Source organism: Actinoplanes nipponensis, from assembly GCF_016862275.1.
GTDB classification, from domain to species: Bacteria; Actinomycetota; Actinomycetes; order Mycobacteriales; family Micromonosporaceae; genus Actinoplanes; species Actinoplanes nipponensis.
In genome coordinates this window covers 130,991-152,757 of sequence record NZ_BOMQ01000024.1, presented here as the reverse complement: position 1 = coordinate 152,757, position 21,767 = coordinate 130,991, and the positions used below count along the sequence as shown (strand labels likewise).

Sequence of the window (21,767 nt, the reverse complement as noted above, 5' to 3'; positions counted from 1 at the left end):
CGCGGCGGGCGGCCGCCCGCCGGGACCGCGACCTCGCCGCCGGGCCGGCCAAGCTGATGCAGGTGCTGGCGCTCGACCGGCGGGCCAACGCGAGCTCCGTCGTGGACGGCTCCGGGCCCGCGACCCTCACGCCGCCCGCCGAGCCGGTGCCGGCCGCCGCGATGGCCGCCGGGCCGCGGGTCGGCGTCACCTCGGCGCACGACGTGCCGTGGCGGTTCTGGCTCGCCGGGGACCCGACCGTCAGCGCCTACCGCCGGCACACCGCCCGGGTGCGGTAAATCGGGGATCCGGCCCGCGGGGCCGGGCCGCGAACTAGCGTGTCTGCTGGTGATCTCGCGTCGGATGTTGCTGCTGCTCGACGTCCTGGGCCTGGCCGGCGTCGGGTGGGCCGGCGTGCTCATCGGCGCCCTGCTCGGCGGCGACCGGCTGGCCTCGACCACCGTGGCCGTGGTGGTCGCCGCGGTGCTGGTGCTGCCCGGCTTCACCGCCGGGGTGCTGACCAACCGGCGGGTCGTGCGGGGACGCCAGCCGCAGAGCGGGTGGGTGCGGTCCGTCTGGTCGCCGCCCGAGCTGCCGCGCTGGGGGCTGGCGCTCACCGCCGTGGTGTTCTTCGCGTTCTGGTTCGCCGGGATCAGCGCGATCGCCGGGATGAGCCAGCAGATCCCGGCCGGCGACACCGGCGCGCAGCGGCGCCAGGCCGATCATCAGCAGCGCTTCGCGCTCGGGGTGCTCGGCGGGGTCGGTACCGGCGGCACCGCGCTGGCGGCGGCGTCGCTGCGGCGGGTACGGCGGACCGCCCGCGCCCGCGCCTGATCCGGAACCGCACCGCCCGTCCAACGGATTGACAACTAGTGATATCTGCATGCTTCTATGAGGCACGCGATTTGACATCGTTGTCACCACGAAGGGACGGCTCCTCATGCTCCGTACCCTCGCCACGGCGGTCCTGCTCGCCGCCGCGGCCCTCTCGGTTCCGGCCGCCGCCCACGCGGCCGCCGACCCGGACCTCACCCCGCACGTCAACCCGTTCATCGGCACCGACGACAGCAACTCCCCCAACCCGGTCGGCGGCGGCGCCGGCGGCAGCACCTTCCCCGGCGCCACCGTGCCGTTCGGGATGGTGCAGTTCAGCCCGGACACCCCCACCGGCTCGCCGTCGGGCTACCGCGACCGGGACCGCACGATCGAGTCGTTCAGCCTCACCCACTTCAACGGGGCCGGCTGCCCCAACAACGAGGACCTCCCGATCCTGCCGATCACCGGCAACCTGGGCGCCTCCCCCGGCTCCAGCTGGACCAGCTACGCGTCCGGGTACACCAAGACCAACGAGAGCGCGACGCCCGGCTACTACCGCAACCGGCTCGACAAGTACGGGGTGGACGCCGAGCTGAGCGCCACCAAGCGCACCGGCGCGCTGAAGCTGACCTATCCCGCCAGCACCACCGCCCGGGTGTTGATCAACGCCAGCCGCTCGGCCACCGGGGACCGCGACGGCAACGTCACGATCACCGGGAACCGGGTCTGGGGCGAGCACACCGCCGGCGGCTTCTGCGGCGGCAAGACGTTCAAGATGTACTACTCGATCCTGTTCGACCGCACGCCGACCGGCTTCGGCACATTCAAGGCCGGCACGGTCACCGCCGGCTCGTCCACCACCAGCGGGACCGGCACCGGCGCGTACGTCACCTTCGACACCACGTCGAACGCGGTGGTCACCGCCACCGTCGGCATCTCCTTCGTCAGCGTGGCCAACGCGCAGAACAACGCCACGGCCGAGGCCGCTCCCTTCGCGACCGTGCGCGCCGACGCGAAGGCCGCCTGGAACAGCGCCCTCAACCGCGTCCAGGTGACCGGCGGCAGCGGCACCGACCTGCAGAAGTTCTACACCGCGCTGTACCACGTGCTGCAGAACCCCAACCTGGCCAGCGACACCAACGGCGAGTACCGCGGCTTCGACAACGCCGTGCACACCGCGAGCCACCCCGTCTACCAGAACTACTCCGGCTGGGACATCTACCGGTCCTGGGCGGCGCTGGTCGCGCTCATCGCCCCGGACGTGATGACCGACATCGTCCGGTCCATGGTGCTCGACGGCCAGCAGGGCGGGCTGCTGCCCAAGTGGTCGCACCAGACGGTGGAGGACTTCGTGATGCCCGGCGACCCCGGGCCGATCATCGTGGCCAGCGCGTACGCGTTCGGCGTGCGCGACTTCGACACGGCGGCGGCGCTGGCCCTGATGAAGAAGAGCGGCAGCGGCGGCGCGACGCAGGGCGTGGTGCTGCGCGGCAACCAGGCCGTCTACCAGGCCAACCACTTCATCCCCGGCAACCCCTCGGAGACGCTGGAGTACGCGGCCTCGGACTTCGCCATCGCCCGGTTCGCCGCGGCGCAGGGCGACACCGCCGGACACGACACGTACGCGGCGCGCTCGCAGTACTGGCGCAGCCTGTTCAACGGCGAGTCGTCCTACCTGCACACCCGCGACGGCGGCGGGGCGTGGTCGGCGAACCTGAACCCGGCCCAGGAGAGCCCGTACGTCGAGGGCAACGCCGCCCAGTACACCTGGATGGTCCCGCACAACCTGGGCGCCCTGGTCACGCTGATGGGCGGGCCGGCCACCGCGGTGCGGCGCCTCGACCACCACTTCACCGAGCTCAACGGCGGGCTGAGCCGGCCGTACTTCTACATCGGCAACGAGCCCGAGCACAACGTGCCGTGGACCTACCACGCCGCGCGCAAGCCGGCCGGGGCCAGCGACGCGGTGCGCCGGGTGATGGCCGAGTCGTTCACCACCGGCGCGGGCGGCCTGCCCGGCAACGACGACCTGGGCGCGACCTCCGCCTGGTACGTCTGGTCGGCGCTGGGGCTCTACCCGGTCACGCCGGGCGCGGACACCCTGGCCGCGCACGGCGCGCTGTTCCCCAGCGTGCTGATCCGGCGGGGGCCGGGCGACATCACGATCACCGGCGGCAGCGCGGCCGACCGGTACGTGCAGTCGCTGGCCGTCGACGGCGCCGCGACCAGCCACAGCTACCTGCGCTACGGCGACATCGCGGACGGCGGGACCGTCGCCTTCACCATGGGCGGCAGCCCGTCGGGCTGGGGCACGGGCGCTTCCGACGTACCCCCGAGCTTCGCCGCGGGGGCGACCCAGCCGCCTGCGGAACCGGATCTCGGGGCGAACCTGGCCCTGGGCCGGCCGGTGACCGGCTCCGCGGCCTGCGCGGCGAGCGAGGCCGCCGGCCGGGCGGTCGACGGCGCGATCGCCGGCAACAGCAAGTGGTGCTCGGCCACCGCGCCCCGCCAGCTCCAGGTGGACCTGGGCGCGGCGCGCACGGTCTCGTCGTTCGTGGTCGAGCACGCCGGGCTGGGCGGGGAGAACACCACCTGGAACACCGGCGCGTTCACGATCGCGACCAGCACCGACGGCGCCACCTTCACCCCCGCGGTGACCGTCTCCGCCTCCCGGAACAGCCGCACCTACACCCCGATCGCGGCGCGCAGCGCCCGCTACGTGCGGTTCGAGGCGACCCAGCCGGCCGGCGACGCGAGCGCGGCGGCCCGGATCTACGAGCTGGAGGTGTACGGCAGCAGCAGCGCCCCGGCCGACCTGGCGCTGAACCGCCCGGCCGCCGCGGACTCCGCGTGCGGGGCGAACGAGGGACCGGCCAAGGCGTTCAACGGCAGCTGGCTGGGCGGCTGGGCCGACAAGTGGTGCTCGCAGGGCTCGGCCCGGTGGGTGCAGGCCGACCTGGGCAGCAAGCAGCGCGTCGGCTCGGTGGTGATCCGGCACGCCGGCGCCGGCGGCGAGTTGCCGGCCTGGAACACCCGCGACTTCGACGTCCAGACCTCCGACGACGGGTCGGCCTGGACGACCAGGGCGCAGGTGCGCGGCAACACGGCCGACTCCACCACCACGGCGGTCGGGGTGGACGCGCGCTACGTGCGGGTGGCGGTGCTGACCCCGACCTCGGACGGCAGCGGCGCCGCCCGGATCTACGAGGTGCTGGTCACCGCCTAGCGCACCCCGGGGTGGGAATCGGGTCCCGCGATCCCCACCCCGGGGCCGGGCGCCTCTAGGAGGTGACGGCGTCGATCAGGTCGCCGACCGGCCGGTCGGGCAGGGCCTTGGCGACGTCGGCGATCGCCACGATGCCGACGAGCCGGTGGCCGTCGATCACCGGCAGGCGGCGCACCTTGTGCTCGCTCATGGTGCGCAGGATCTCGGCCGCGTCGTCGTCCGCGCCGATCGTGACGGGCTTGCCCTGGGCCAGCTCGCCGGCCGTGCAGTCGGCCGGGTTGCGGTCCTTGGCCACGATCTTCACGACGATGTCGCGGTCGGTGATCATGCCCTTGAGCCGGTCGTCGGCGCCGCAGATGGGCAGCGAACCGACGTCGAGGTCGGCCATCTTGCGGGCCGCCTCGGCCAGGCTCTCCTTCTCACCGATGCAGGTCACGTCGGGGGTCATGATCTCGCGGGCGGTCGTCATCGGGGGTCTCCCTTCGCTCGGTGGATACCGGACGCGTACCCGCTTCAGACCGTGGCAATCGTGTAGGCCACCTCGTCGACGAGTTCGCGGGCCAGAAATCCGGTCCGCCCGTAGCGCGGGGCCAGCCGCTGACCGCTGACCGCGTGCGCGAACGCCCCCCAGCAGGCCGCCTGGGCCGGTTCGGCGCCGCGGCCCAGCAGCCCGGCCACGATCCCGGCGCGCACGTCGCCGCTGCCCGAGGTGCCCAGGCCCACGTCGCCGCTCTCCTCGCGCCAGCGGCCGCCCTCCGGGGTGGCGATGTGCCCGAAGAGGCTGACCGTCGCCTCGTAGCGCCGCGCCAGGTTGTGCGCCTCGGCGGCCAGGTCCTCGCCCGGCGCGCGGTCCAGCAGGCGCTCGGCCTCGGTGACGTTGGGCGTGAGCACCACCCGCTGCCCGCGGCCGGCGAGCAGGTCCGGCTCCTTGCTGAGCGCGCCCAGCGCGTACGCGTCCAGCACCAGAGCGGTGTCCCGGCCGACGGCGTCGAGCACGGCGTGCAGCAGCCGGGACGTGAGGTCGATGTCGTCCAGGCCGGGGCCCAGCGCGACGACGTCCGCGTCCGCCGCGAGCTGCCGCAGCTCCTGCTCGTCCTCGCCCAGGGCGACGACCTTGGCCTCGGGCACCGCGATGCTCAGCGCGCTCACCGTGGAGGCCTCGACCGCCAGCTGCAGGCGGCCGGCGCCGGCCCGCAGCGCGGCCACCCCGGCCAGCAGCACGGCGCCCGGCGTGGACCGCGACCCGCCCACCACCAGCACCGTGCCGCGGGCCTCCTTGCCGCCCTGCGGGTCCGGCAGCGGCCAGTCCCGCAGCACCTGCGGCGTGATGACCCGCTCCTGCTCAGACGGGCTCGGCATTGACGTCCTCCTGCCGGGTGTGCGGCGCGCCCTCGCGGTGCAGGTGGGCGACGGAGTTGAACAGCTCGGGCCGCATCAGCTCGCCCTCCCGCCGCCAGGTGCTGATCGAGCAGTTCGCCACGGCGGTGGCGTGCGCGACCGCCATCAGCTCGGCCTCGTCGAGCGACTCGGCGAGGTAGCGCACGAGCAGCACCGTCGCCTCGTGGCCGAACAGCAGCACCCGCCCGCCCGGGTGGTCGTCGCGCAGCTCCCGCAGCAGGGCACGCAGCCGCAGCAGCACGTCGGCCCAGGACTCACCGCCCGGCGGCCGGTAGTAGAACTTGCCGAGCCGGGCCCGGCGGGCGAACTCGGCCGGCAGCCGGGCCTGCACCCCGCGGCCGGTGAGCAGGTCCAGCACGCCCAGCTCCCGGTCGCGCAGCCGCTCGTCGACGACCGCCGGGATGCCGGTGCCGGCCAGCGCCAGCTCGGCGGTCTGCCGGGCCCGCAGGTACGGCGACACGATCGCCACCTGCGGCCGTTCGTCCGGTTTCAGCTCGCCCACCCAGCTGCCCACCGCCCCGGCCTGGTCCCGGCCGGTCCCGGACAGCGGCACGTCGGCATCGCGTTCCGGGATGTCGATGGCCTCCAGCCCGCCGGTCTCGGCGTCCTGCGCGATCACGTTGCCGGTGCTCTGCCCATGACGGATGACGCCCAGCCACTGCAATTGCTCCATGCCCCGCCTCTTACCCGGCCGGCGTGAGGACTACCACCGGCAATGAACCCGGCCCGGGCCGTGGCGTCCGGCCGCCCTGGCCCGTTAGGAGGGGGGCATGGCCCGACGGCGCGGGCCCAGCGATGCCTACCGGAGGTCTTTCGTGACTGACAACCAGATCAAGGCGCGGGTCAAGGCGGTGCTCAACGGCACGGCCGCGGACACCGCGACCTCGGAACACCCGCTGGTCGTGCCCGGCGGTCCGCTGCACAACGACCACGCGTTGCAGGTGCTGACCCTGGCCCAGCGCACGGCCGAGGAACACGTCGCGATAGCCAAACGCCAGGCGGACAAGATCCGCTCCGACGCGCAGGCGGCCGCGGACCAGTCGGCCCGCGACGCCCAGGTGCACGCGCACAACGTGCGCTGCGAGGCCGACAAGGTGCTCGCCGAGGCGCGCGCCACCTCGGAGCAGGCGGCCCGCGACGCCCGGCTGCGCGCCGACGACGCCAAGCGCTCGGCCGACCAGATCCTGGCCGAGGCCAAGGGCGAGGCGGACGCGATCGTCGGCGACGCCCGCGGCCACGCCGAACAGCTCAAGCTGCAGGCCCAGCAGCGCTACGAGGACTCGGTCGGCAGCCTGATCGCCAAGCGCGAGGCGTTGCAGCAGCAGATCGAGGCGCTGGAACACTTCGACCGCGAGTACCGGGCCCGGCTGACCACGTTCATGCAGGGCCAGCTGCGCTCGCTCTGGGTCGACCGGCCGCAGGTGGGCACCGACCTGCAGACCCCGGCGACCGGCGTCGGCGGCCCCGAGGGCTCGCACACCGGGCAGGTGCGCGCCGAGGCGGACGGCGCCGGCGACGAACGGGCCGACGCCCCGGCCGAGGGCGAGGCGGCCGGCGACCACGCGGAAGCCCGCGACACCGCCTGACCCGAAGTCCTTCAGATCCGCCCCGCCCGTCCGATGGGCGGGTTCATGAGCCCAGGACCGCGTGTGCCCGCCGCCGCCGGCGGCGGGCTGCTCGCGTTCAGCCTGGCGCACTTCGCCGCCGGGCTGGGCGGGGCCGGCGTGCCCGCGGTGCTGGGCTGGCTGCCGCTGCCGGCGATGGCGGCGCTGACGGCGTACGCGTCCTGGCGGGTCACCCGGCATCCCGGGCTGTCCGCGCCGACCCGCCGGTTCTGGGGTCGCTTCGCCGGCTGCCTCGCCGTCCTGGCCGTCACGCTCGTGTTCCACGCCCGCGACGCGCTCGCCGGCCCGGTGCAGCGGATCAGCCCGCCGACCACCGGGCTGTACCTGGTGATCCTGCTGGTTCTGGTCTGGGCGCTGATGCGGCTGCCGGCGGGCGAGCGCACTTGCGGCGAGTGGGCCCGCTTCGGTCTCGACGCCGGCATCATCCTGATCACCAGCGGCATCCTGGTCTGGCACTTCGCGCTGAGCCGCGCGGCGGGCTGGGCGGCGCAGACCGGCTCGGCCGCGCCGCTGCTGGCCATCATCATGGTCACCTCGGTGTCGCTGATCGCGTTCGTCAAGGTCGCCTTCGCCGGCGCCGGCGGGCTGGACCGCCGCGCCGTGCACCTGCTGTCGCTCGGCACCGCGCTCGCCGCCGCGACCGGGTCGCTGACGCCGTTCCTGGCCGACCACCCGGCGCTGAACGCGACCTTCCTCGCGGTGCCGCTCGCCTGTTTCCTCGTGCAGCTGGCCGCGCACCGTCAGCTGCACGCCCCGGCCGCGGCGGCGGCCGCACCGCGCCCCGCCCGGCGGGTCAGCGTGGTGCCGTACCTCGCGGTGGCCGGCATGGACGCGATGCTGCTGGGCGCCGACGTCCCCGCGGGCGAGAGCCGGATCATCGTCCTGGGCACGGTGGCGATCACCGCCCTCGTGGTGATCCGCCAGGTCACCGCCCTGCGGGAGAACAGCCGGCTGCTCGCCACGGTGGACAGCAACCTCGCCCAACTGCGGGTGTACCAGGAGCAGCTCGCGCACCAGGTGCGGCACGACGCCCTCACCGAGATCGCCAACCGGGCCAACTTCGAGGAACAGATCACCGGCCGGCTCGCCGGCGGCGACTTCCTGGTCGCGCTGCTCGACCTCGACGACTTCAAGACCGTCAACGACCGGCTCGGGCACGGCACCGGCGACGCCCTGCTCAAGGCGGTCAGCCGGCGCCTGCTGGGCCGGCTGCGCCCCGGGGACACCGTGGCCCGCCTCGGCGGCGACGAGTTCACCCTGCTGCTGCCCCGGCTCAGCGGGGCCGAGGCCGCCGTCCTGCTGCGCCGGGTGGTCGCCGAGGTGCAGGAGCCGGTGCTCATCGACGGACACGAGATGACGCCGCGGATCAGCATCGGCGTCACCGCGGCCCAGCCCGGCGACACCCCCGGGGAGCTGCTGCGCCGCGCCGACGTCGCCATGTACGCCGCCAAGAACGCCGGCGGCGGCCGGGTGGCGTGGTTCGATCCGGCGATGGACCGGCTCGCCGCCCGCGACGCCCGGCTCGGCGCCGACCTGCGCCAGGCCGTCGCCCGCGGCGAGCTCTCCCTGGTCTACCAGCCCATCGTCGAGCTGCCGGACGGCGGGCTGGCCGGCGTGGAGGCGCTGGTCCGCTGGCAGCACCCGGAGCACGGCCAGGTGTCCCCCGCGCTGTTCATCCCGCTGGCCGAGCGCAACGGCACGATCATCGAGCTCGGCCGCTGGATCCTCGAGCAGGTGACCGCGCAGGCCGCCCGGTGGGACCGCGCGCTCGGCGCGCACGCGCCCCGCCGGATCAGCGTCAACATCTCCCCGCGCGAGCTGCACGAGCCCGGCTTCGTGGCCGGCGTCGCGGCGCTGCTGGCCCGCACCGGGACGGACCCGGCCCGGATCACCGCCGAGATCACCGAGACCGCGGTGCTGGGCACCGGTCCCGGCCTGGACGCGGTCCGCGAGCTGCACGAGCTGGGCCTGCCGGTGGCGCTGGACGACTTCGGCACCGGCCAGTCGTCGCTGAGCCTGCTGGTCGACTGCCCGGTGCAGGTCCTCAAGGTCGACAAGTCGTTCGTCGACGGGGTCACCGCCGGCACCGCCCAGGCGGTGATCGTCGACAGCCTGATCGCCATCACCACCGGGCTGGGCATCCAGGCCGTCGCGGAGGGCGTGGAGACCGAGGCGCAGGCCCGCCGGCTGCACCAGGCCGGCTACCGGTACGCCCAGGGCTTCCACTTCTTCCGCCCGATGACCGGCGACCAGGTGACGTCCCTGCTCAGCCCGGTGGCCCTCGGCGCCTGAGCGGACCGGCCCGTCGATCCTTCTCGATTCGTGCGCGGTCCTTCTCGTCTTGCGAAGGCCCGGCCCTGGACTCCCGGTCCGGCCCGGCGGCACGCTCCAGTCATGACACTGAGCCGACGCGCGCTGCTCGGCGGCGCGGCCGCCGCGGCGGCCCTCGGGGTGAGCGGGTGCAGCGGCGTCACGCCCGGGCGCCGCAGCAGCGGTTCGCTGGACTTCTGGAACCTGTTCGGCGGCGGCGACGGCGTCCGGATGACCCAGATGCTCGACGGCTTCCGGGCCGCCGACCCCGGCATCACGCTGAGCGCGGTCACCCTCGCCTGGGGCAACCCGTACTACACCAAGCTGGCGCTGGCGACGCTCGGCGACAAGCCGCCGGACGTGGCCATCTCGCACCTGACCCGGATGAAGACCCTGGTGGCCTCGGGCCTGCTGGAGGAGCTGCGGCCGGCCGACCTGGCCCGGCACGGCATCAGCGCGGACCTGTTCACCCCGCGGGCCTGGCAGGCCGGGCTGGTCGAGGGCCGGGCGTACGCCATCCCGATGGACACCCACCCGTTCGTCATGTTCTACAACACCGACATCTGCGCCAAGGCCGGGCTGCTCGACCCGTCCGGCGCGCTGACCCCGCTGGACAGCCCGGAGAAGTTCACCGACGCGATGCGCCGGGCCAAGGCGGCCTCCGGCGCGTACGGCGGGGTGGTGGCGATCAACAACGACACCTCGACGCCGTGGCGGATCTTCCAGTCGCTCTACAGCCAGCTCGGCGGCGAGATGCTGGCCGACGAGGGCCGCCGGGTCGTGCTCGACGACGCCAAGGCGACTCAGGTCCTCGCGTTCCTGCAGTCGCTGACCAGGAGCGGGCTGTTCCCCGCGGGCATCGACTACCAGGGCGCGATCGCGACGTTCGCCAACGGCCAGGCCGGCTTCTACTTCCAGGGGGAGTGGGAGATCTCCACCTTCCAGACCGCCAAGATGCCGTTCTCGATGACGCTGTTCCCCAACCTGTACGGCGGCAGCCGGTACGCCGTGCAGGCCGACTCGCACACCCTGGTCATCCCGCGCCAGCCGGCGCAGGACCCCGCCCAGCTCGACCGCTCGCTGCGGCTGGTCCGCTCGCTGCTGGACCAGAGCAAGACCTGGGCCGAGGGCGGTCACGTGCCCACCTGGCGGCCCTTCCGCGACAGCCCGGAGTACCGGGCGATGACCCCGCAGTCCAACTACGCGGCGGCCGCGGACAACGCCGTCTACGACCCCGAGGGCTGGTACTCCGGGTCCGGCTCCAACTTCGAGATCGTCACCGGCTCCGCCGTCGCCACCGTCCTCGGCGGCCAGCAGTCCCCGGCCGGCGCGCTCGCCCAGATGCACGACCAGCTGCGGAACCTGGCCCTGACCGCGTCACCGATCTGAAGGGGGGTGCCCGATGACCACCGAGACCGTCGTCCGTCCCCGTCCCGCCACCGCGGACGGGGCGCCGCCCGAGCAGCGCCACGGCACCGGCCTGCCCGCGCTGGGCTTCCTGGCGCCGTTCCTGGTGCTGTACCTGGCGTTCATCATCGGCCCGGCCCTGTACGGCCTGGTGATGAGCTTCTTCGACACCAGCCTGGTCAAGCCCGGGCTGTCCGGGTTCGCCGGCTTCGGCAACTACACCGAGGCGTTGCAGAGCAGCGGCTTCTGGTCCTCGCTGTGGCACACGGTGTGGTTCACCGTGCTGACCACGCCGCCGCTGATCGTGCTCGCGTTCGTCTTCGCCGTGCTGGCCGACCGGGCCCGGCGCGGCCGGTGGTTCTTCCGGCTGGCCTTCTTCGCGCCGTACATCCTGCCCTCGGCCGTGGTGGCGCTGATCTGGATCTTCATCTACACGCCGGGGCTGGGGCTGATCGAGACCGGGCTGGGCCAGCTCGGCATCACCTCGCCCAACTGGCTCGGCGACCCGTCCTGGGCGATGCCCTCGCTGGCGTTCACCACCATCTGGTGGACGCTGGGGTTCAACTTCGTGCTCTACCTGGCCGGCCTGCAGGAGATCCCGCGGGACCTCTACGAGGCCGCCGCGATGGACGGCGCCTCGCCGTGGCAGCAGATCCGCAAGATCACCATTCCGATGCTGGGCCGCACCACGACGCTGGTCGCGGTGCTGCAGGTGATCGCCTCGCTCAAGGTCTTCGACCAGATGTACATCATGACCAGCGGCGGGCCGAACTTCGCCACCCGCTCGATCCTGGAGTACGTCTACGACGAGGGCTTCACCAACTTCCGGGTCGGCTACGCGGCCGCCGTGTCGATGCTCTTCTTCCTGGTCGTGCTCCTGGTCTCGGCCGTCTGGTTCAGCCTGGTGCGTCGCCAGGAGAAGGAGGTGTGATCCCGTGACCGATCTCGCCCAGCGGGCGCAATTCCGGGTCAAGCTCTTCAACCGCATCTGCTTCGGCGTCCTGATCGCCTTCGCGCTGCTCTGGCTGGTGCCGCTGCTGTGGGCGCTGGACACCGCGCTCAAGCCGAACGCCGAGACCACCCGCACCACGTGGGCGATCGACGACCCGACCGTGGACGCGTTCGGCCGGGTGCTGCGCGACACCGACATCCTGACCTGGTTCGGCTCCAGCCTGTTCATCTCGACGCTGTCCGCGGCCGGCACCGTGCTGGTGGCCAGCCTGGCCGCGTACGCGCTGTCGCGGATGCGCTTCCGCTACCGCACCGCGGTCTTCTGGGCCGTGCTGGCCGGCATCATGATCCCCGGTCAGGTGCTGATCGTGCCCTGGTTCCGCGAGTTCGACGCCCTCGGCCTGCTGAACACCTGGTGGGCGGTGAGCCTGCCGCAGATCCCCACCGCGATCGCCGTGTTCATCTTCAAGCAGTTCTTCGACGGCCTGCCCCGCGAGCTGGAGGAGGTCGCCCGCCTGGACGGCGCCGGCTATCTGCGCATCTACCGGCGGATCATCATGCCGCTGGCCCGGCCCGCGGTCGCCGCCGTGGCCATCTTCACCTTCGTCACGTCCTGGAACGACCTGCTGTGGCCGCTGCTCGTGCTGAGCAACCCCGACATCATGACGATCCCGGTCGGCCTGGCCACGGTGCAGGGCGCGTTCGGCATCCGGTACGCCGACACGATGGCCTCCGCGATCCTCGGCGCGATCCCCCTGATCGCCGTGTTCCTGCTGTTCCAGCGTCAGATCGTCGAGGGCATCGCCGGCAGCGGCCTGAAAGGTTGAGCATGCTTTCCAGCTCCATGACCGTCGACCCCGCGTTCCGGGTCGGCGACGTCGACCCGCGGCTCTACGGCTCGTTCGTCGAGCACATGGGCCGCTGCGTCTACACCGGCATCTACGAGCCGGGCCACCCGCGCGCCGACGCGGACGGCTTCCGGCAGGACACCGCCGAGCTGGTCCGCGAGCTCGGCGCCCCGCTGGTGCGCTACCCCGGCGGCAACTTCGTCTCCGGCTACCGCTGGGAGGACGGCATCGGCCCGCCCGGCGAGCGGCCCACCCGCCTGGACCTGGCCTGGCGCTCGCTGGAGACCAACCAGGTCGGCATCGGCGAGTTCATGACCTGGGCGCGGGGCGTCGGCGTGGAGCCGATGATGGCGGTCAACCTGGGCACCCGCGGCCTGGACGCGGCCCGGTCCCTGGTCGAGTACTGCAACCTGCCCGGCGGCACCCACTGGTCGGACCTGCGCGGCGGGGACCCGTACGGGATCAAGCTGTGGTGCCTGGGCAACGAGATGGACGGGCCCTGGCAGATCGGCCACAAGACCGCCCACGAGTACGCCCGCCTCGCCCTGGAGACGGCCCGCGCGATGCGCCAGGTGGACCCGTCCATCGAGCTCGTGGCCTGCGGCAGCTCGGGCCGGCAGATGCCCACCTTCGGCAGCTGGGAGGCGACGGTCCTGGCCGAGACGTACGAGGCGGTCGACTACGTTTCGATGCACGGCTACTACGAGCAGCACGGCGACGACCGGGACAGCTTCCTGGCCTGCGCCACCGACATGGACGCGTTCATCGACGAGGTGGTGGCCACCGCCGACCACGTACGCGCGGTCGGCCGGCACCGCAAGCGCCTGCACATCGCCTTCGACGAGTGGAACGTCTGGTACCTGAGCCGCTTCGCCGGCGAGACCGCCCTGGAGATCCGGCAGACGCCCCGGCTCATCGAGGACGTCTACTCGGTGACCGACGCGGTGGTGGTCGGCAACCTGCTGATCAGCCTGCTGCGGCACGCCGACCGGGTGAAGATCGGCTGCCAGGCGCAGCTGGTCAACGTCATCGGCACGATCATGACCGAGCCGGGCGGGGCGGCGTGGCGGCAGGCCAGCTTCCACCCGTACGCGCTGACCACCCGCTACGGGCGCGGCACGGTGCTGCGGCCGGCGATCACCGCGCCCACGTACGAGACGGCGCGGCACGGCGAGGTCCCGCTGCTCGACGCCGTGGCGGTGCACACCGATCCCGGCGTCGTGCTGTTCGCGGTGAACCGGTCGCAGACCGAGCCGATGTCGCTGGAGGTGGACCTGCGCGCGCTGCCCGGCCTGACCACGGCCACCCACACGGCGCTCGCGGACGACGACCCGGACGCGGTGAACACCGCGCAGCAGCCGGACCGGGTGACCCCGCGCGAGCTGGCCGAGCCCAAGGTGGACGGCGGCCGGCTGCAGGTGACGCTTCCGGCCCTGTCCTGGAACATGATCCGGCTGAGCTGACCGGGGCCCGCGCCCCGCCCGGTCAGCTGGCCCGGTCAGCTGGCCCGGTCAGCTGGCCCGGTCGGGGGCCTCGTCGCGCCAGCCCAGCTCGGCCGAGAGGGCGCGGGCGGTGGCCACGAGCTCGATCGCCCACCGGGACGGGTCGTGGGCCCGCCACAGCATCGACCACGGGTAGCGCGGCACCGACGGGCCGAGCGGGCGCCAGGTCAGCTCGGCCGAGACCCCGGCCGTCGACTCCGGGGTGCACAGCACGCAGCGGCCCTGCAGCACCAGGTCGGCGGCGGCCCGCAGGGTCTGCACGCTGCCGGTGAACAGGACCGGGAAGAAACCGGCGGCGCGGCAGATCCCGGTGACGAAGGCCCGGAACTCGGGTGCCCGGTGCTCGTCGGCCAGCAGCAGCGTCTCGCCGCGCAGGTCGCCGACGGGGACGTGGCCGAGGCGGGCGTACGGGTGCGTGGCCGGCACCAGCACGCCCAGCGGGTCCAGGCGGAACAGCTCGGCGGCGATCTCCGGAGCGGCGTCCGGCAACCGCCCCACGCCGATGTCGAGCCGGCCGTCGGCGAGCAGCCGGCACTGCTCCGGCACCCCGGCCAGCACCTGGTGGATCTCCAGCTCGGGGTGGCCGCTCTGCACGGCGCGCAGCACCGGCCGGACGGCGTCGTACGCCTCGTCGAGCACCCCGACGCGCAGGGTGGGCACGGCCAGTGCGGCGCCCTGCGCGATCACGGCGGCCCGGTCGACGTGCTCGACGATCTGCCGCGCCTCGATCAGGAAGCGGGCCCCGGCCGGGGTGAGGGCGACGTGCCGGGTGGTGCGATCGACCAGCAGCACCCCGACGGCCCGCTCCAGGCGCTGCACCTGGACGCTGAGCGCGGACGGGACGATGTGCTCGCGGGCGGCGGCCCGGCCGAAGTGCAGCTCCTCGGCCAGGGTGACGAAGTAGCGGAGCTGGCGCAGCTCGATGCGGTTGCCGCCGACGGTGTCGGAGACGGCGTGCAGGGCGGAGGGGCGGGGCAGGGTGCTCATGGGCGACCTCCTCGGTGACCCCGCTCGTCTCCATCGATCCGTCCTCGCAGTGTTATCGCTAACATTCCCGTAGTCAAGCCGCAACAGAGCGGCAACAAGGGCGATGTTAGCGGTCACATCGAGGTTTTCCCGAGCCATCGGCCCGGGAGTGTATTCCGGCGGCGCTCCGGCGCTCCGATGGTCATGACGGGCGGACGCCGCCCGCACCCACCATCAGGAAGGCCTCATGGACATGAACACTCACCTCCACCGGCGCGGGCCCGCCGTCGTGATCGCCGCGCTGACCGGTCTGGTCTGCGCGCTGACCATCGCGGTCGGCCCGGCCGCGGCCAAGCACTGCCAGACCTGCGAGGACAAGGACGCGCCGCTGCCCGGCGTCGCGACGGCCGTCGCGGGCGGGCGCCCGTACGCGTGATCCCTGTTCCAATAGTTGATATAGTCGACCGAGTTAGTAGACAAGGCAGGGATTCTGGCCGAGACTCGACCGATGGATCTCACCCTGGCGCTCGCCGGTCTCGGCGTCGGCATCGTGGTCGGCCTCACCGGCATGGGCGGCGGCGCCCTGATGACCCCCATCCTGGTGCTGGTCTTCGGCATCCCGCCGGTCGCCGCCGTCTCCAGCGACCTGGCCGCCAGCGCGGTCATGAAGCCGTTCGGCGGCTGGGTGCACGCCCTGCGGGGCACGGTCAACTGGCGGCTCGTCCGGTGGCTGTGCGCCGGCAGCGTGCCCAGCGCCTTCCTCGGCGTGCTGCTGCTGCGGGTGCTCGGCGACGACGAGACCGTGCAGCACACGATCAAGGTCGCGCTGGGCGTCGCGCTGCTGCTGGCGGCCGGCGGCATGCTGCTCAAGGCCTGGGTGACCCGCCACCAGCGGGCCGACGGCCCGGCCGAGCCGATCGAGGTACGCCCGCTGCCGACGCTGCTGGTCGGCGTGGGCGGCGGCCTGATCGTGGGGCTGACCTCGGTCGGCTCCGGTTCGCTGATCATCGTCGCGCTGCTCGCGCTGTACCCCCGGCTGCGCGCCAACGACCTGGTCGGCACCGACCTGATCCAGGCGATCCCGCTGGTCGTCTCGGCCGCCGTCGGACACGCCCTCTTCGGCGACCTGCAGCTGGACATCGCCGGCGCGGTGCTGATCGGCTCGATCCCGGGCGTGCTGCTGGGCGCCCGGATCTCGTCGCGGGCGCCGGGCGGCATCGTGCGGGCCGCGCTGGTGGTCGTGCTGCTGGCCAGCTCGCTGAAGCTGCTGGACGTCCCGACCGCGACGGTCGGCCTGGTCACCGGCGCGGCGGTGCTGACGGCCCTGGGACTGGCGATCCGGCAGCGCACCCGCCGCCCGGCGGCCACGGCGACGCCGGCGCAGCACCAGCCCGCCGACAACGACCACGACGAGCGCGTCAGCGCCCCCTGACCCGGCGAACGCGATCCGCCGGGTCAGCGCAGCGGCTCACCTGAGGAGCGTCTTCCGGATCTATCGCTCGTGGTGAGGTCATGGCAGTTCGTCGATCGGTCTCCGACGGGATGTGGGCGGAGTTCGGTCATGCCAAGGCGCCTACCCGCGGTGGCGGCGTTGGTCAATCGACGGGACCTGGCCGCGGCTGTCGGTTGCGGTGCAGGACGACGCGGACGCCGACGGCGAGTGGGACTGGCTGGTCGCCGCGGTCGACTCGACCGTAGTCCGAGCCCATCCGCATGCTGCTGGGGTGCGGCTGGGAAAGGCGGCCACAGCACGGCCGGACAGGCCGGTGATGCCCCGCAGTTTGCTGCGGTCATGAAGGCCATCGCAGTGCCCCGGCTCGGCGGTGGACGGCCGCGGCAACGCCCGCGCCGGATGCTTACCGACAAGGCGTAGTCCTCGCGCGCGATCCGCGACTGGCGGCACCGGCACTACAACCGGGCGACGATCCCGCAACCGTCCGACCCACAGGCCCATCGCCGCAGAAGACGGCTCCTAGACGACTCCGGTGCAGCGGCCGGCCGGGAAGATGTCGTTCTCCAGGTTCGAGGCGCAGGTCTGCAGCCAGTAGTTGTACGAGGCCATGGTCGTGCGGGCCGTCTGCCCCACATCCAGGCAGCTGGGGATGTACTTCACCCGGCGGCTCACCGGTGAGCCCACGGAGCTCGTGCGCACGAGCAGGTGCAGGTACGGGGCCACGCATTCGTACGGGCCGCCCGAGGTCACCTCGGCCCAGCCGGCGTGACAGGCCGGCGAGTACATCACCTTGTACCGCCAGCTGCGTATCGAGAACTCGCTCCGGACCTCGGAGCCGGCGGTGCAGCCCGCCGTGCCGGGGTCCCAGTAGTCGCAGCTGCCGGCGTAGCAGGCCGCCGCCGAGGCGGGAGCCGGCGTGAAGCCGACCAGCCCGCCGACGGCCAGCAGCAGCGCCATCGCCAGCCGGGTCCCGCTGTTCCGCAGCACTGAGCGCATGGGGTGCCTCCGTTGTCGACCGATGAATCCGGTGCCCCCATCGTGCGGAGCGCCCGGAACCACCGGCCACACCTTTCAGCCCCCGCCGAAAGGTGACCGGCCGGTCCCGGTGAAGCTGCGCTGGTGACCGGCGCGAGCAACCGGCGGCCGCCGTCGCCGCCCGCCCGCCGACCCTGGCCGCTGCGGGCCACGAGCCCGGTGATGTCCGCCGTTGCCGGCAATGCGGACCAGTGCCGGTTCGTCCTCCACCACGAGCACCGTCCGCCCTCTCCGGGTGGCGGCGCCTGATCGAAGGTGGGCATGGCGACGGGCGGGCAAGGTGAGCAACTACTTACGCAGGCGGTGTCGTCCACGGCTTCAGCCCGGCGGTCGCCCGCCGGGCCGGAGCCGATCGGAGCTGCGTGGTGGTGGCGGGCGGCGGTGGTGCGGTGGTGGTCGGCACACACCCGTACCTGAGGAGAAGACCACCCATACCGGATTGGGGACTAGCGCGGCACCACCGGCTCGATGGACCATTCCCGCCAGCTGTCGAGCTTGTCGGACGCCGTCTGGAGCTGGTCGGCGACCGGGCCCGGCCCGGTCGAGCCCGGCGTGGTCCGCCCGGCCAGCGCCGACCGGACGCTGAGCACCTCGCGCACCGACGGGTCCAGGTGTTCGCTGACCGTCTTCAGGTCCTCGTCCGAGACGTCCTCCAGCTCGCACTCGCGGGCCGCGCACAGCGCCACCAGCCGGCCGGTGATCTCGTGGGCGTCGCGGAACGGCACGTGCTTGCGGACCAGCCAGTCGGCCACCTCGGTGGCCAGCGAGAAGCCGACCGGCGCGGCCGCGGCCAGGCGGTCCACCCGGACCGTCATGGTGGAGATCATGCCGGCCAGCGCGGGCAGCAGGAGCAGCAGCGTGTCGATCGCGTCGAAGGCCGGCTCCTTGTCCTCCTGCATGTCGCGGTCGTAGGTCAGCGGCAGGCCCTTGAGCATGGTCAGCACCGCGACCAGGCCGCCGATCAGCCGGCCCGCCTTGCCGCGGGCCAGCTCCGCGATGTCCGCGTTCTTCTTCTGCGGCATGATCGAGCTGCCGGTGGCGAACGCGTCGTCGAGGATCACCCAGCCGAACTCCTGGGAGGTCCAGAGCACCACCTCCTCGCCGAGGCGGGACAGGTGCACGCCGATCAGGCTGGTGATGAACAGGAACTCGGCCACGAAGTCGCGGTCCGACACCGCGTCCATCGAGTTCTGCGCCGGCGCCTGGAAGCCCAGCTCCTTGGCGACCGCGGCCGGGTCCAGCGGCAGCGACGAGCCGGCCAGCGCGCCCGAGCCCAGCGGGGAGATCGCCGCGCGGGCGTCCCAGTCGCGCAGCCGGTCCAGGTCGCGCAGCAGCGGCTGGACGTGGGCCAGCAGCCAGTGGCCGAAGCTCACCGGCTGGGCGTGCTGCACGTGGGTCAGGCCCGGCGCCGGGGTGTCGACGTGCCGGCCGGCCTGCTCCAGCAGCGCGTCCGCCAGCTCGACGACCGCGGCGGCCACCCCGCGGGCGTGGTCGCGCAGGTACATCCGCAGGTCGGTGGCGACCTGGTCGTTGCGGGAGCGGCCGGCGCGCAGCTTGCCGCCCAGCGTGCCCAGGCGTTCCAGCAGCCCGCGCTCCAGCGCGGTGTGCACGTCCTCGTCCTCGACGGTCGGGCGGAACTCCCCCGCCGCGCACGCCGACTCCAGGTCGTCCAGCGCGGCGAGCATCTGGCCCAGCTCGTCGTTGTCGAGCAGGCCCGCGCCGGCCAGCACGCGGGCGTGGGCGCGGGAGGCGGCGATGTCGTACGGCGCCAGGCGCCAGTCGAAATGCACGCTCACGCTCAGCCGGGCCAGGGCGTCCGCCGGTCCGCCGGCGAAACGGCCACCCCACAGCCTGGTCGGACCTTCGGTCTCCGGCACGCGTTCACTCCTTCAATCGTTTCCCGGTACCAACGATAGGGTCGATGCCATGACGCTCGACCTGCACGATGATGTTGTCTCACTGACCCGCGCGCTCTGCGACATCCCCTCGGTGAGCGGGGACGAGGCCACGCTCGCGGACGCCGTGGAGGCCTCCCTGCGCAAGCTCGGCCACCTCGAGGTGCTGCGCGACGGCGACGCCGTGGTGGCCCGCACGAACCTGGGCCGGGACAAGCGGATCGTCCTGGCCGGGCACCTGGACACGGTACCGATCAAGGATAATCTGCCGACCTGGACCACCGGCGAGGGCGACGCCCAGCTGCTGCACGGGCGCGGCACCTGCGACATGAAGGCCGGCCTGGCCACCCAGCTGCGCATCGCCGCGACCGTCACCGAGCCGCGCCACGACCTCACCTTCGTCTGCTACGACAACGAGGAGGTCGCCTCGGTCCGCAACGGGCTGGGCCGGCTCGTGCGCAACCACCCCGACTGGCTGGCCGGCGACTTCGCCATCCTCGGCGAGCCCTCCAACAGCGGGGTCGAGGGCGGCTGCCAGGGCACCATGCGGGTGCGGATCACGCTGCGCGGCAAGGCCGCGCACACCGCCCGGGCCTGGCGCGGGGTCAACGCGATCCACGCCGCCGCCCCCGTGCTGGCCATCCTCAACGCCTACGAGCCGCGCCGCCCGATGGTCGACGGGCTGCAGTACCACGAGGGCCTGAACGCCGTGAACATCTCCGGCGGCATCGCGGGCAACGTGCTGCCCGACGAGTGCGTCATCGACATCAACCACCGGTTCGCGCCGGACCGCGGCATCGCCGAGGCCTACGCGTACCTGCGGGAGGTCTTCGCCGGCTACGAGCTGGAGATCCGCGACCAGGCGCCGGGGGCGCGCCCCGGCCTCGACCGGCCCGCGGCGGCCGAGTTCCTGGCCGTGGTCGGCAAGGAGCCGGCGCCGAAGTTCGGCTGGACGGACGTGGCCCGCTTCGCCGAACTCGGCATCCCGGCCGTGAACTACGCGCCGGGCGACCCGCTGCTGGCCCACACCGACGAGGAGTACGTCCCCGTCGCCGAGATCCGCGAATGCGAGCGGGTGCTGACCGCCTGGTTGTCCTGACGTCATTTGTCCTGCGGACCCGCGTTCTTCGCGATGGCGCCGGGAATGGCGTACATGTGGGCGAAGGCGCGGGCCTGCTCGCCGGTCCACAGCGACGAGCCGTAGCCGTAGACCACGCCCTGGCGGGTCGCGGCGTCCAGCAGGCTGTACGGGCTGCGGCTGCCGAGGGGGATGACGTTGCCCTTCTGCAGCCGTACCCGCACCTCGCCGGTGACCCGGGCCTGGCTGGAGTCCAGGAACGCCCGGAAGTCGTCCAGGATCGGGTCGTAGTAGACCGCCTCGTGCAGCAGGTCCCCGTACGTGTTGCCGAGCTGCAGCTTGGTGGCCTGCTGCCGGTTGCTCAGCGTCAGGCGCTCCAGCTCCCGGTGCGCGGCGATCAGCGTGAGCATGCCCGGGGCCTCGAAGCCGACCCGGGCCAGGTTGCCGACCATGGTGGAGCCCATGTGGATGCCGCGGCCGACGCCGTGCTCGGCGGCCAGCACGTTGAGGGCGCGCAGGATCGCGTAGTTGGGCGTGCCCGGGCCGGTGCCCTCGATCGGGGCGCCGTCGAGCGTGGTCGCCGAGGTGACCTCGCCCTTGTCGAAGGCCAGGATCAGCTCGACGCCGTCCTCGGGCGCGTCCTTGATGGACCTGGTGCTCTCCCAGGCCTCCTCGGGCAGGTAGTCCCACGAGCCGTAGGTCTCCTTGCCGCCGATCGAGGTGCCGATCAGGCCCTCGTTGATCGAGTACGTGGTGACCTTGTCGCTGGTCTCGAAGCCGTGCTGCCGCAGGAAGTCGCGTTCGAACTCACGGGTCAGCCGCTCGTCGCGGATCGGCGTGATGATCTCCAGTTGCGGCGCCAGCGCCCGGATCACCGAGTCGTATCGCACGTGGTCGGCGCCGGCGCCGGTGGAGCCGTGCGCGACCGCGTCGGCGCCGTTGTCCAGCGCGCACTGCACGACCTTCTCCGCCTGCACCAGCCGTTCCGCGCCGACGCACGAGGGGTAGCCGCCGTTGCGCAGGTAGTTCGCCTTGATCGCGTAGGTGACCACGCGGGCGTACAGCTCCTCGCGGGCGTCGATGACGAAGTGCCGCGCCGAGCCCAGCTCCTCCGCGCGGGCCCGGACCACGTCACCCTCGCCGCTGTGCAGGCCGCCGGTGTCGATGTTGGCGGTCAGCACCTCCCAGCCCTGCTCGCGCAGGGACACCAGGGCGTACGACGTGTCGAGGCCACCGGAGAAGGCGAGGACGATCTTGCGCTTGGACATCAGGTTTCCT

At 73.0% G+C, this 21,767-nt stretch carries 19 protein-coding genes; 12 read left to right on the top strand and 7 right to left on the bottom strand.

The window, feature by feature from the left end:
- The 3 genes from Ani05nite_RS09870 to Ani05nite_RS09860 all read left to right on the top strand — a co-directional run.
- Nucleotides 1-278: DNA-3-methyladenine glycosylase (locus Ani05nite_RS09870; protein ID WP_203766978.1), on the top strand; the 278-nt coding region annotated here is incomplete at its 5' end.
- Between the two features lie 49 nt (nucleotides 279-327).
- Entirely contained in the window at nucleotides 328-813 is a 486-nt protein-coding gene (locus Ani05nite_RS09865; protein WP_203766976.1) for a hypothetical protein, read from the top strand.
- 106 nt (nucleotides 814-919) lie between these two features.
- A complete protein-coding gene (locus Ani05nite_RS09860; protein ID WP_203766974.1) occupies nucleotides 920-4,021 on the top strand; it encodes a GH92 family glycosyl hydrolase in 3,102 nt (1,033 codons plus the stop codon).
- A 55-nt stretch (nucleotides 4,022-4,076) separates the two neighbouring features.
- On the opposite strand, the gene Ani05nite_RS09855 is transcribed toward Ani05nite_RS09860, so the two are convergent.
- Genes Ani05nite_RS09855 through Ani05nite_RS09845 form a run of 3 tightly spaced genes read right to left on the bottom strand, consistent with a single transcriptional unit; the run spans nucleotide 4,077 to nucleotide 6,092 of the window.
- Nucleotides 4,077-4,490: a CBS domain-containing protein gene (locus Ani05nite_RS09855; protein ID WP_203766972.1), complete on the bottom strand. Its 414-nt coding sequence runs from the start codon at nucleotides 4,488-4,490 to the stop codon at nucleotides 4,077-4,079.
- Between the two features lie 44 nt (nucleotides 4,491-4,534).
- Nucleotides 4,535-5,380, bottom strand: coding sequence for an NAD(P)H-hydrate dehydratase (locus Ani05nite_RS09850; protein WP_203766970.1), 846 nt, complete (start codon nucleotides 5,378-5,380; stop codon nucleotides 4,535-4,537).
- On the bottom strand, nucleotides 5,364-6,092 hold the full coding sequence (locus Ani05nite_RS09845; RefSeq protein ID WP_203766968.1) for a histidine phosphatase family protein: 729 nt from the start codon (nucleotides 6,090-6,092) through the stop codon (nucleotides 5,364-5,366). The genes Ani05nite_RS09850 and Ani05nite_RS09845 overlap by 17 nt, the downstream gene beginning before the upstream one ends.
- A gap of 142 nt (nucleotides 6,093-6,234) precedes the next feature.
- Here Ani05nite_RS09845 and Ani05nite_RS09840 point away from each other — a divergent pair, with 142 nt between their 5' ends.
- The 6 genes from Ani05nite_RS09840 (at nucleotide 6,235) to arfA (ending at nucleotide 14,023) form a co-directional block, all read left to right on the top strand.
- Nucleotides 6,235-7,005, top strand: coding sequence for a V-type ATP synthase subunit E family protein (locus Ani05nite_RS09840; protein WP_239129565.1), 771 nt, complete (start codon nucleotides 6,235-6,237; stop codon nucleotides 7,003-7,005).
- A gap of 63 nt (nucleotides 7,006-7,068) precedes the next feature.
- Nucleotides 7,069-9,336, top strand: coding sequence for a putative bifunctional diguanylate cyclase/phosphodiesterase (locus tag Ani05nite_RS09835; RefSeq protein WP_239129564.1), 2,268 nt, complete (start codon nucleotides 7,069-7,071; stop codon nucleotides 9,334-9,336).
- Between the two features lie 102 nt (nucleotides 9,337-9,438).
- Nucleotides 9,439-10,743 (top strand): extracellular solute-binding protein, encoded by a 1,305-nt coding sequence (locus tag Ani05nite_RS09830; protein WP_203766965.1) that lies wholly within the window; start codon nucleotides 9,439-9,441, stop codon nucleotides 10,741-10,743.
- A gap of 13 nt (nucleotides 10,744-10,756) precedes the next feature.
- Nucleotides 10,757-11,692: a carbohydrate ABC transporter permease gene (locus Ani05nite_RS09825; RefSeq protein WP_203766964.1), complete on the top strand. Its 936-nt coding sequence runs from the start codon at nucleotides 10,757-10,759 to the stop codon at nucleotides 11,690-11,692.
- Between the two features lie 4 nt (nucleotides 11,693-11,696).
- Complete coding sequence (locus Ani05nite_RS09820; RefSeq protein WP_203766963.1) at nucleotides 11,697-12,539, top strand: carbohydrate ABC transporter permease; 843 nt, start codon at nucleotides 11,697-11,699, stop codon at nucleotides 12,537-12,539.
- Nucleotides 12,540-12,541: 2 nt separating this feature from the next.
- Nucleotides 12,542-14,023 carry an arabinosylfuranosidase ArfA gene (arfA, locus tag Ani05nite_RS09815; RefSeq protein ID WP_203766962.1) on the top strand — a complete coding sequence of 494 codons (1,482 nt, stop codon included), beginning with the start codon at nucleotides 12,542-12,544 and terminating at the stop codon, nucleotides 14,021-14,023.
- Nucleotides 14,024-14,071: 48 nt separating this feature from the next.
- Here arfA and Ani05nite_RS09810 read toward each other — a convergent pair whose 3' ends face one another.
- On the bottom strand, nucleotides 14,072-15,049 hold the full coding sequence (locus tag Ani05nite_RS09810; protein WP_203766961.1) for a LysR family transcriptional regulator: 978 nt from the start codon (nucleotides 15,047-15,049) through the stop codon (nucleotides 14,072-14,074).
- Between the two features lie 232 nt (nucleotides 15,050-15,281).
- On the opposite strand from Ani05nite_RS09810, the gene Ani05nite_RS09805 reads away from it, so the two are divergent.
- Entirely contained in the window at nucleotides 15,282-15,464 is a 183-nt protein-coding gene (locus tag Ani05nite_RS09805) for a hypothetical protein (RefSeq protein ID WP_203766960.1), read from the top strand.
- Between the two features lie 72 nt (nucleotides 15,465-15,536).
- Entirely contained in the window at nucleotides 15,537-16,460 is a 924-nt protein-coding gene (locus Ani05nite_RS09800; RefSeq protein ID WP_203766958.1) for a sulfite exporter TauE/SafE family protein, read from the top strand.
- 540 nt (nucleotides 16,461-17,000) lie between these two features.
- Here the strand turns inward: Ani05nite_RS09800 and Ani05nite_RS09795 are convergent.
- Together Ani05nite_RS09795 and argH are read right to left on the bottom strand one after the other, a co-directional pair.
- Nucleotides 17,001-17,477 (bottom strand): hypothetical protein, encoded by a 477-nt coding sequence (locus tag Ani05nite_RS09795; RefSeq protein ID WP_203766957.1) that lies wholly within the window; start codon nucleotides 17,475-17,477, stop codon nucleotides 17,001-17,003.
- A gap of 485 nt (nucleotides 17,478-17,962) precedes the next feature.
- Nucleotides 17,963-19,393 carry an argininosuccinate lyase gene (gene argH / locus Ani05nite_RS09790; protein ID WP_203766956.1) on the bottom strand — a complete coding sequence of 477 codons (1,431 nt, stop codon included), beginning with the start codon at nucleotides 19,391-19,393 and terminating at the stop codon, nucleotides 17,963-17,965.
- A gap of 49 nt (nucleotides 19,394-19,442) precedes the next feature.
- Here argH and dapE point away from each other — a divergent pair, with 49 nt between their 5' ends.
- On the top strand, nucleotides 19,443-20,510 hold the full coding sequence (dapE, locus tag Ani05nite_RS09785; RefSeq protein WP_203766955.1) for a succinyl-diaminopimelate desuccinylase: 1,068 nt from the start codon (nucleotides 19,443-19,445) through the stop codon (nucleotides 20,508-20,510).
- A gap of 2 nt (nucleotides 20,511-20,512) precedes the next feature.
- Here dapE and Ani05nite_RS09780 read toward each other — a convergent pair whose 3' ends face one another.
- Entirely contained in the window at nucleotides 20,513-21,757 is a 1,245-nt protein-coding gene (locus Ani05nite_RS09780; protein WP_203766954.1) for an argininosuccinate synthase, read from the bottom strand.
- Nucleotides 21,758-21,767 lie beyond the last annotated feature (10 nt).